The 3,319-nt window shown below is 53.4% G+C and carries 1 rRNA gene and 1 other annotated feature; the gene reads right to left on the bottom strand.

The window, feature by feature from the left end:
- Position 1 precedes the first annotated feature (1 nt).
- Positions 2-84: a sequence feature (5S ribosomal RNA rRNA prediction is too short), on the bottom strand.
- A gap of 121 nt (positions 85-205) precedes the next feature.
- Positions 206-3,177 (bottom strand): 23S ribosomal RNA (locus CBM2594_RS17795).
- Between the last annotated feature and the right edge of the window lie 142 nt (positions 3,178-3,319).

Here is a 3,319-nt window from a genome sequence, read left to right as displayed (position 1 = left end):
ATCCGCACTATCATCGGCGCGGAGCTGTTTCACGGACCTGTTCGGGATGGGAAGGGGTGGTTCCAGCTCGCTATGGTCACCAGGCATGAGGGGTTGCAGCGCTGCGGTTGCGGGCAACGCTGCGAATCGGGATGTAGTTGGGGTTGTGCGTGTCAACTGTTTCGGCACAGTCGCGATCACACACCAGGCAAAACACACTGGTTATAGGATCAAGCCTTACGGGCAATTAGTACTGGTTAGCTTAACGCATTACTGCGCTTCCACACCCAGCCTATCAACGTCCTGGTCTCGAACGACCCTTCAAGGAGGTCAAGCCTCCAGGGAATCCTCATCTTCAGGCGAGTTTCCCGCTTAGATGCTTTCAGCGGTTATCTCTTCCGTACATAGCTACCCTGCGATGCCTCTGGCGAGACAACAGGTACACCAGCGGTACGTCCACTCCGGTCCTCTCGTACTAGGAGCAGCCCCCGTCAAGATTCCAACGCCCACGGCAGATAGGGACCAAACTGTCTCACGACGTTTTAAACCCAGCTCACGTACCTCTTTAAATGGCGAACAGCCATACCCTTGGGACCGGCTACAGCCCCAGGATGAGATGAGCCGACATCGAGGTGCCAAACACCGCCGTCGATATGAACTCTTGGGCGGTATCAGCCTGTTATCCCCAGAGTACCTTTTATCCGTTGAGCGATGGCCCTTCCATTCAGAACCACCGGATCACTATGTCCTGCTTTCGCACCTGCTCGACTTGTCGGTCTCGCAGTTAAGCACGCTTTTGCCATTGCACTTTAGGTACGATGTCCGACCGTACCAAGCGTACCTTCGAACTCCTCCGTTACACTTTGGGAGGAGACCGCCCCAGTCAAACTGCCTACCATGCACTGTCCCCGACCCGGATTCACGGGCCAAGGTTAGAACCTCAAACAAACCAGGGTGGTATTTCAAGGACGGCTCCACGTGAACTGGCGTCCACGCTTCAAAGCCTCCCACCTATCCTACACAGATCGGTTCAAAGTCCAATGCAAAGCTACAGTAAAGGTTCATGGGGTCTTTCCGTCTAGCCGCGGGGAGATTGCATCATCACAAACACTTCAACTTCGCTGAGTCTCGGGAGGAGACAGTGTGGCCATCGTTACGCCATTCGTGCAGGTCGGAACTTACCCGACAAGGAATTTCGCTACCTTAGGACCGTTATAGTTACGGCCGCCGTTTACCGGGACTTCAATCAAGAGCTTGCACCCCATCATTTAATCTTCCGGCACCGGGCAGGCGTCACACCCTATACGTCCACTTTCGTGTTTGCAGAGTGCTGTGTTTTTATTAAACAGTCGCAGCCACCATTTTATTGCAACCCCTTCACCCTTCTGGCGCAGGCCAGTCAAGCTACCAGGGCGTACCTTATCCCGAAGTTACGGTACCAATTTGCCGAGTTCCTTCTCCCGAGTTCTCTCAAGCGCCTTAGAATACTCATCTCGCCCACCTGTGTCGGTTTGCGGTACGGTCTCGTATGACTGAAGCTTAGAGGCTTTTCTTGGAACCACTTCCAATTGCTTCGCAGCACTAGGCCGCTCGCCCCACATCCTTGAATCCCGCGCCCGGATTTGCCTGAGCGCCTTCTCCAATGCAGGGACCGGGACTTCCAACACCCGGACAACCTTCCGCGATCCGTCCCCCCATCGCATCATACGACGGTGCAGGAATATTAACCTGCTTCCCATCAGCTACGCATCTCTGCCTCGCCTTAGGGGCCGACTCACCCTACGCCGATGAACGTTGCGTAGGAAACCTTGGGCTTACGGCGAGGGGGCCTTTCACCCCCTTTATCGCTACTCATGTCAGCATTCGCACTTCTGATACCTCCAGCATCCTTTACAAGACACCTTCACAGGCTTACAGAACGCTCTCCTACCACGCGTGCGCTCCTTTAAATCCACTAGCACAACCACCATCGATCATTGTTGGCGGCTTTGTCGATGCTGCGCATCGACAAGCTTGGTGCACTTAAAGGAACGCACGCGTCCGCAGCTTCGGTATATGGCTTAGCCCCGTTACATCTTCCGCGCAGGACGACTCGATCAGTGAGCTATTACGCTTTCTTTAAAGGGTGGCTGCTTCTAAGCCAACCTCCTGACTGTTTTAGCCTTCCCACTTCGTTTCCCACTTAGCCATATTTGGGGACCTTAGCTGGCGGTCTGGGTTGTTTCCCTCTTGACACCGGACGTTAGCACCCGATGTCTGTCTCCCGTGATTGCACTCTTCGGTATTCGGAGTTTGCTATGGCGGGGTAATCAGCAATAGACCCCCCAACCATGACAGTGCTCTACCCCCGAAGGTGAGACACGAGGCACTACCTAAATAGTTTTCGGAGAGAACCAGCTATTTCCAGATTTGTTTAGCCTTTCACCCCTATCCACAGCTCATCCCCTAACTTTTCAACGTTAGTGGGTTCGGTCCTCCAGTACGTGTTACCGCACCTTCAACCTGGCCATGGATAGATCATCTGGTTTCGGGTCTACACCCAGCGACTCAACGCCCTGTTCGGACTCGCTTTCGCTACGCCTTCCCTAATCGGTTAAGCTTGCCACTGAATGTAAGTCGCTGACCCATTATACAAAAGGTACGCCGTCACCCCCGAAGAGGCTCCGACTGTTTGTATGCATGCGGTTTCAGGATCTATTTCACTCCCCTCCCGGGGTTCTTTTCGCCTTTCCCTCACGGTACTGGTTCACTATCGGTCGATCACGAGTATTTAGCCTTGGAGGATGGTCCCCCCATCTTCAGACAGGATTTCACGTGTCCCGCCCTACTTGTCGTACACCTAGTTCCACAATCGTGTTTTCGCATACAGGGCTATCACCTGCTATGGCCGGGCTTTCCATCCCGTTCTGCTAACACCACTGCTAAAGAGTACAAGGCTCTTCCCATTTCGTTCGCCACTACTTTGGGAATCTCGGTTGATTTCTGTTCCTGCAGCTACTTAGATGTTTCAGTTCGCCGCGTTCGCTTCCCACACCTATGAATTCAGTGTGGGATGACCCATTCGGGCCGGGTTTCCCCATTCGGACATCTCCGGATCAAAGCTTGTTTGCCAGCTCCCCGAAGCTTTTCGCAGGCTACCGCGTCCTTCATCGCCTGTGATCGCCAAGGCATCCACCACATGCACTTGTTCGCTTGACCCTATAACGAGTGTGTCTCGATTGCTCGAAACATGTCGCTACAGGATGAGTTCTCGCATTTGTGCCGTATTCCAAGTCATCTTTCGATCACTTAAATACATTTTGGTTGATACAATCACAACCCGGTATCGCGTTTGGGTACT

Source organism: Cupriavidus taiwanensis (genome assembly GCF_900249755.1).
Lineage (GTDB): Bacteria > Pseudomonadota > Gammaproteobacteria > Burkholderiales > Burkholderiaceae > Cupriavidus > Cupriavidus taiwanensis_D.
The sequence above is the reverse complement of the archived record's forward strand: the minus strand, read 5'-3'. Positions and strand labels throughout refer to the sequence as shown.